This window comes from Candidatus Hydrogenedentota bacterium, assembly GCA_018005585.1.
GTDB lineage: Bacteria > Hydrogenedentota > Hydrogenedentia > Hydrogenedentales > JAGMZX01 > JAGMZX01.
The window spans coordinates 1-6,825 of sequence record JAGMZX010000216.1; the positions used below are offsets into that span (position 1 = coordinate 1).

Genomic DNA, 6,825 nt, shown 5'->3' on the forward strand with positions numbered 1-6,825 from the left:
CCTCATCAAATGCCATGCTGTCTGTCTCCCAAGAAGACCCCGGCCTTATTCACCGGATGTTGAGCAACTGTCCATAATACCCGGACCAGAACGAAATCACGATGTAGCCTACGATGGCGCCGACCAGCAGCGTGATGGCGACCCGCGCCACGCGCGCGAACATCGCCAGCGCATGGGTCGCTTCATTCAGGTGATACTCCGCGACCTTGTGCACCGCGCGGTCCAGGCTGCCGCTGGTTTCGCCTATGGCCAGCATCTCGCGCGCGGTATGCGTCATGCAGCGCGTCGCGTCGAACGCGTCGACGAGCGGCGCGCCGTGCATGACGAATGGGATCGCGCGCAACAGGTCGTCGGCCACGTAAGGATTGCCGGACGCCGCGGCCGCCTGTTCAATGCACCGCTGGATGGGCAACCCGCTGGCGATGAGCAGGCCGAAGGTGCGGAAGAAGCGCGCGAGCGCGAAGCGCCGCGCGAGCCCGCTGATGGGCCACACGGAATACGTGATGCGGCCCCAGATACGGTCGAACAGCCCCGCCCGCGCCAGGAGAATGCACGCAATCACTACGGCAACGGCGGCGATACCGGCAATGCCCTGAAAGAGCAGGTACGACCGGAAGTACGCGCCGAGATTGAATGCGCGCGGCGAACTGAAATCCAGGCTCCGGATAAGCCCGAGCGCGAACGTGCCCAGAAACCAGGCCGCGGCCAGTTGCAGCATGGGCAACGCGAGCGCGCCAAGCACGTTGCGCCGCATTTCCAGACGGTCTTCATAGTACTGGGCGAGGTCGCGGAGCATCGCGTCCAGGCGCCCGCCCGTCTCGCCGGCGCCGAGCAGCGAGATGAGCATGGGTGGCAGGAACGCCTGCTGCCTGCGCGCGGCTTCGCCCAGCGTGCTGCCGTTGCGCACATCGGCTTCCATCGTGCGCAGGACCCCCTGCGCGCGTTTGTTCCGTTCCATGCCGGAAACCAGCGTGAGCGTCTGCACGATGGGAATGCCCGCGTCGTACGCCGTGGCCAGTTGGCGGCACATCGGCACGAGCGTCTTGATAGGGATCTGCGACGAGAAAAGTCCCATGTCCTCGCGTTCCATTCCGCGGTTGCGCGGCGCGATTCTAGCAAACGGGCCCATTGCGGTGAAATGCCGGCGGGTCCTGCGTCATACTGGTGCGAACGCGACGCGAATGCCTGGAGTGTGACGTCTTGCCGGATCGTGAGCCGCACTATGCTGGAATAACGCGGGAGGGTCTCCCCGCGATTACACGTAATCCCATCCATGTCGTGCTGGACAACTTCCGCAGCGCGTACAACGTCGGGTCCGCGTTCCGCACCGCCGACGCCGCGGCGGTCGAGCACATCCATCTGTGCGGGATGTCGGCGCATCCGCCGCACCGCAAACTCGAGAAGACCGCGCTCGGCGCCTTCGAGTACGTGTCCTGGACCTATCATGAACGGGTCAAGGACTGCCTGGCCGCGTTGCACGAACGGGGCATCCCGATTGTCGCCATCGAGGTCGTGGAAACGGCCCGGCCTTACACCGCAATCGAGTGGCCGCGGCCCGTCGCGGTGGTGTTCGGCAACGAGGTCACGGGCATCAACGAGGGCGTGCTGCGCCAGTGCGACGCCGTCGCGCACATTCCCATGTACGGCTATAAGAACAGCATTAACGTGGCCACGGCCGTGGGCGTCATCCTGTACGGGATCCTCGGCTCCTGGCGCGCGGTCTGAGGGGTTCGCCCGTGGCCGCGCTGTTCCTGTATGCACCGGAAGAACTGGCGGCGGCCCCGGACGTTACTTTCGGCGGAAAGGCGGAGGGGCTCTTGCAGCTGCATGCCGCGGGCGCGCCGGTGCCGCCGTGGCGCGTCATTCCGGCGGAGCAGGTTGCGGCGCGATGCTGGCGGCGCGACGCGGCCGCGCGCGCGGCGCTGGGCGCGTGTTTCCGCGCATTGAACGTCCCGCCGTTTCAGGGAGTGGCCGTACGCTCGTCGGCGCAAGGCGAGGACCATTGCGGCGCGTCGCTCGCGGGTGTCTTCGAGACCCGGTTCGCGGACACCGAGGCCGCGTTCTTCACGGTTCTCGACGCCGTGGCCGATGCCGCGTCTTCGGACCTGGCGGCGGTACACGTCAAGGGCGCCGGCGCCGCGGCCTTGGCTATTGTGTTGCAGGCCGCCGTGCGTCCCGTGCTGGGCGGCGTGCTGTTTTCCGCATGCCCCGCCGCGGCGCATCCCGGCCGATTCTATGTCGAGGTGGTGCACGGCCACGGTTCGGGACTGGTCGGCGGCACGCGCACGCCGTCCCGGTTTGAAGTCGCGATGAAGGACGCCGCCGTAATCCGGCAGGAACCCGGCAACGACGGTCCCGCTGCCTTGCCGCAGGCGCTGCTGGGAACACTGCGTGGTCTTTTGCTTGCATGCGAGGAGCGAGGGGACGGCGTGATGGACGTCGAGTGGGCCGTCGATACGGACGGAACGCTCTGGGCGCTCCAGGCACGCCCAATCACGGCGCTCTGCGCGGCTCCTGGCCTGCTGCCGCCTGTCTGCGCGGCCAGCTGGTTCTTCGACCAGCGCTTCGTCGACCCGATTACGCCGATCACGCGCACGACGTTGCTGCCGGTCATCGTGCGAGTCGCCGTCGAAGAAGCGCTGTCGCTGCGGCGTCAGGCCGTGCCCCGGCCTGTCTATTGGCTGCATGGGGGCCAGGCCTACGTTGCGCACGAAGCATACCGCCGCATGTTCGCGGGCGCGCCGCGCGGGCTGCTGTCTCAAGACTTGCGGCAGTTGTTTCCCTCGCAGTGCTGTTGCGCGGGCGCGGCGCGCACCGGTTCGCTGCCGCAATACGCCGCCACGACGGCGGCCGCCCTGCTGCGCCATGCGTCGGCCGCGCTGGGCAACTTATTCACCTGGGGCAGACTTCGCCGCCGATTGGAGAACGCTCTGGCGGCGATGCGGCCCGTCCCGCCGGAAACGCCGGACGCCTGGATAGCATGCTGGCAGGATTTGGACCGCTGGACCGTCCGTTTCCTGCGGTTTCACCGGTGGAGCCTGCTTTGGGCCGATTACGGGTATGCCATCTACCGTTTCTTGTTGCGCTGCATGCCCGCGCGCTGGGCCGCGCACATTGAACAACGGTTGCGCGGCGAAATGCGCCTGGTGACCCAGGCGGCCAATGCCGCGCTGAAGCGCGCGCTGGCCGAACCGGACAACGCCGCCGCGCAGGCGGACCTGTTGGAACAACACGGCCACCGCGCCGCTTCGCTGGATTATGCCGCGCCCACGTGGGCCGGCCTTCACCGCGACAACCGGTTATCGCAGGTCTACGGCGCGATTGCCGCCGCGCGGGAGAGGGCCGAGGCGCCGGAAACACGGCGAGGCCCGTTGTCGGTGTTACTCTGGCCGTTGCGGCGGGCTCTCGAACTGCGCGAGGAGCAGCGGTACACCTGGGAACGCATTCTCGCGCGGCAGCGGGCCATGCTGCGCGATGCCGCGCAGTATCTCCTGGACCGCGGCCGTCTCGGCAGCGCGGACCAGGTCTTCTTGCTTGAGTGGGAGGAACTGTGCGCGGTCCTGCGGGGCGGGGCCCCGCCAGATGCGCTGACGCTTGCGATTGCGCAGCACGCGCGCCGCGTTGAGGCGCGCATTCCCAAACCGCCGTTTATCGGTCCGAGGGCGGCGCCGCTTCCCGTCGGCGAATCGCGGCTTCTCGCCGGGACCGGCGCGTCGCCGGGCATTGCGCGGGGCCGGGTGCGTGTGCTGTCCGGCATGCCCGCGGTGTTCCCCCCGCCGGAGGAGCCGGTCATAGCCGTATTGCAGGCGCTGGACCCTGCATGGACGATCATCCTGCCGCATACGGCGGGCGTCGTGCTGGAACGGGGCGGATTGCTGTCCCACGGGGCGATTCTCGCACGGGAGTACGGGGTCCCGCTCGTGGTTGGTGTCGCGGGCGCCGTCACGCGGCTGAAAGACGGCTGGGAGGTTACCGTCGACGGCAATTCCGGGCAAATTATAATAAACAATGAACAACCATAAATATGGACAGAAACAAACGTTAAGCCATTTACAGGTTTCGCCCCTTTGGCCGTTTGAGATTTCTCCCGGTTGCACGGCAGGGCGTGCGGCCGCCTCAGGCGAACTCGGCCGGGTCCAGGCCGGGTTCGCGCGCCCAAGCCACTTGTGCCCGGTAATTGCGGTCGGCGGTCGCGCTGTTTCTGGCGTCGAGTTCGCCATAACTGCCGATGAATTGGAAACCGAGCCGGTGTGCGCCAGGGAAAACCCGCGCAACCTCGCGCACATAGTCCGTGTCCTGTGTCTTTGTTGAGGCGTTGAACCAGTGCAGATATCCGTACTTGCGGTGCGCGGGCGCGCCCAGCATGCCCTCGGGAAAACCCGGCTGCCGCACCATGCCCGTGAGCGTGTACTCCCACACCGTTTCCGGTGGCAGAGCATCCACGTAAGGTGTCGCGGGAAACCCGCGGACCTGGTGGAAGCCGCGGTAGGTACAATTGATGAACAGCGCGTCGGGACGCGCCTTGCAGGCGTGACGGAACAGGGTCTGGGTGGCCACGACGACGTCAAGCAGGTTGGCGTCGGCCTCGAATCCGAGGGCCTGCCGCGCCGCCTGCGCGCCCGGCGAAGGATTTACGATGAAATCGCCCATCTCGAAATCGACGCCGCCGACCTGGAACGTCTCGAGCATCCAGTCCAGGCCGTCGCGCCACCATGCTTGATTGGCTTCGAGCGATGGGTCGAGCACGGGCGTCACGATGCGGCTGCCGCGCTCTTCGACGGCCGTCGAGATCCGCTCGGGATGGCGGCGGAGGTACGTGTCGAGATTGAACGGGTGCTCGCCTTCGTAATAGTAGCCCCCGTAGGAACACAACCCCACGCCGGGCAGGATCGCCACGCCGCGGTCCGCTGCGTACTTGCACAGGTCCGCGGCCGCCGCAACCCCGCCGTGACTGTCGCGCAGGAAGCCCCAGACGATGACCCCGTGGACCCCAATCTTCGCGCAGTAATCGACCAGCCGCCGGAACCCGGTCTGAAATGATTCCGGCCGCTTCGGATACGCGAACTTCTGCTCCGCCGCCGCCATGCGCGTCTGGATCGCGTCCGGTTCGTCGTCCCACGTCATTCGCGTGTCCCAGCACCAGAGGATCACTTTCATGGAGCGCGACTCCCCGGTTTGCGCTTGGGCGCGGTTCCATGCCGCAAGCCACGCAGCGCCGCCGCCCGCCGCCGCGCTCTTCAGGAATGATCTTCGGTTCATTGCGTCGCTCCCAACCTTTGGCGTCCAGCAAGGTTCCCAATTCCAGCAGGCGTGAATCAAGAAGGCAAACAGCGCCAGGCAATCGCGTTCTTGTGCGAACGATGAGTCACACCAGGTGCGACACCAGAATCCGCACGCCAATCAAGATCAGCACCACTCCGCCGAAGATGGCCGCGCCGCGGCCCAGGCGCGCGCCGATACGCGCGCCGATCAACATGCCCAAGGTGGTCAGGAGACTGGTCACGACCCCGATCACGAGGGCGGGTGTCCAGATGGCCACGCCGACCAGGGCCAGGCTGAGGCCGACGGCCAGCGCGTCGATGCTGGTCGCGACCGAAAACACGACCAGACTCAGGCCGCGCGTCGGGTCGTGTTCCAGCGCCGGTTCTTCGCCGCGCAGGATCGTGTCCACGATCGCCTTGAAACCAATAAAAGCCAGGAGTCCGAATGCGACCCAGTGGTCCCAGGCCGCGATATATTCATGGACCGTTTTGCCTGCGAACCAGCCGATAATGGGCATCACGGCCTGAAACAGGCCGAAATGGAATCCGAACCGGAACACTTGCCGCTTCGAAACCTGCCGCAGCATCAGGCTGGTGGAGGTGGCCACGGCAAAGGCGTCCATGGCCAGGCCCACCCCCAGGCCCGCCCACAACAGCAACCCGGGCTCCTGGTTCAAGAATCCATGCATGCAAATGCCTCTCGATATTGCGGTACGCGAGACGGAACGGTATCACGCTTCCCGTGAGGAAGGAAAACGCAGGCGCCAATCGCGCTTTTCGACCGTGCGCACATTCTCGACGGTGCGCAGCCAATCGAGAACGGGCAGCAGGTCGGCCAGCTCGGTATCCGCCGGGTCGCCGGCGAAGGGCGTGACGCGGACAAGATTGCCGTAGCTGCGAGCGTGCTTCTCCGGGCTGTCATCAATCACGAGGACGCGCTCCAAAGCGTAGCCGACCCGTTTCACCTTTTTCAGGTCCTTGCGCCAATAGGCTTCATGAGTCTCTTCATCCACGTGATGCGTGCACCTGTTGCGCGCCCACACGAACTTGAGGCGCGCCGGGGCCTCGAAGACCTGACGAACCACGAGGGCTGCATAGCTCTCCCCGGACGACGACCACACGGCCACGTCGAACCACTCCATGACCTGCGTCAGGAAACGGTCGAGATGCGGCCGCTTGTGAACGTAGTAGGAGAATACCTGGAAATCGCAGGGCCACGCGAGCGGCTCTTCCGAGGAATGGAGCAGCGTTTCATCGATGTCGAGAATCAGCAACTGTTGTCTGTTCGTGTCCTGCATGCCCTACACCTTGCGGCGGCGTTGTTTATTCCCGGCATCATGCGCACACGCGCCGGAGGCCTGCCGCGGCGCGCGCGGGCCCCGGGACCCCGCAACGCTAAAGTCGCTGCCCGTCGCGGCCGATAGATACCGTGTTACGCCGAGACAAGGAGGTCGAGGCTCACAAGACACGGAGGTCGGCCAGGATGGGCGCGCCGCGGTGTCTTCCCAACACCACGCGACCGGCGTGAACATCTCCATTACCCTCTTTGAATGGCGCCATGACT

At 66.0% G+C, this 6,825-nt stretch carries 6 protein-coding genes; 2 read left to right on the forward strand and 4 right to left on the reverse strand.

Annotated elements, in window-relative coordinates; translation table 11 throughout:
• Positions 1-49 precede the first annotated feature (49 nt).
• Positions 50-1,075 (reverse strand): type II secretion system F family protein, encoded by a 1,026-nt coding sequence (locus KA184_22285; GenBank protein ID MBP8132319.1) that lies wholly within the window; start codon positions 1,073-1,075, stop codon positions 50-52.
• 125 nt (positions 1,076-1,200) lie between these two features.
• Here KA184_22285 and KA184_22290 point away from each other — a divergent pair, with 125 nt between their 5' ends.
• Together KA184_22290 and KA184_22295 are read left to right on the forward strand one after the other, a co-directional pair.
• A complete protein-coding gene (locus KA184_22290; GenBank protein ID MBP8132320.1) occupies positions 1,201-1,725 on the forward strand; it encodes an RNA methyltransferase in 525 nt (174 codons plus the stop codon).
• Between the two features lie 11 nt (positions 1,726-1,736).
• Positions 1,737-4,022, forward strand: coding sequence for a hypothetical protein (locus KA184_22295; GenBank protein ID MBP8132321.1), 2,286 nt, complete (start codon positions 1,737-1,739; stop codon positions 4,020-4,022).
• Between the two features lie 94 nt (positions 4,023-4,116).
• Here KA184_22295 and KA184_22300 read toward each other — a convergent pair whose 3' ends face one another.
• The 3 genes from KA184_22300 to KA184_22310 all read right to left on the reverse strand — a co-directional run bounded on the left by KA184_22300 (position 4,117) and on the right by KA184_22310 (position 6,559).
• Positions 4,117-5,259 carry a twin-arginine translocation signal domain-containing protein gene (locus KA184_22300; GenBank protein MBP8132322.1) on the reverse strand — a complete coding sequence of 381 codons (1,143 nt, stop codon included), beginning with the start codon at positions 5,257-5,259 and terminating at the stop codon, positions 4,117-4,119.
• A 106-nt stretch (positions 5,260-5,365) separates the two neighbouring features.
• A complete protein-coding gene (locus tag KA184_22305; protein ID MBP8132323.1) occupies positions 5,366-5,950 on the reverse strand; it encodes a manganese efflux pump in 585 nt (194 codons plus the stop codon).
• Positions 5,951-5,992: 42 nt separating this feature from the next.
• Positions 5,993-6,559, reverse strand: a complete 567-nt coding sequence (locus KA184_22310; GenBank protein MBP8132324.1) for an HAD family hydrolase — start codon at positions 6,557-6,559, stop codon at positions 5,993-5,995.
• Positions 6,560-6,825 lie beyond the last annotated feature (266 nt).

Bases quoted from the DNA above. Each gene is read 5' to 3' on its own strand.
- KA184_22285 (MBP8132319.1), bottom strand. From the start codon at position 1,075: ATGGGACTTTTCTCGTCGCAGATCCCTATCAAGACGCTCGTGCCGATG.
- KA184_22310 (MBP8132324.1), bottom strand. From the start codon at position 6,559: ATGCAGGACACGAACAGACAACAGTTGCTGATTCTCGACATCGATGAA.
- KA184_22300 (MBP8132322.1), bottom strand. From the start codon at position 5,259: ATGAACCGAAGATCATTCCTGAAGAGCGCGGCGGCGGGCGGCGGCGCT.
- KA184_22305 (MBP8132323.1), bottom strand. From the start codon at position 5,950: ATGCATGGATTCTTGAACCAGGAGCCCGGGTTGCTGTTGTGGGCGGGC.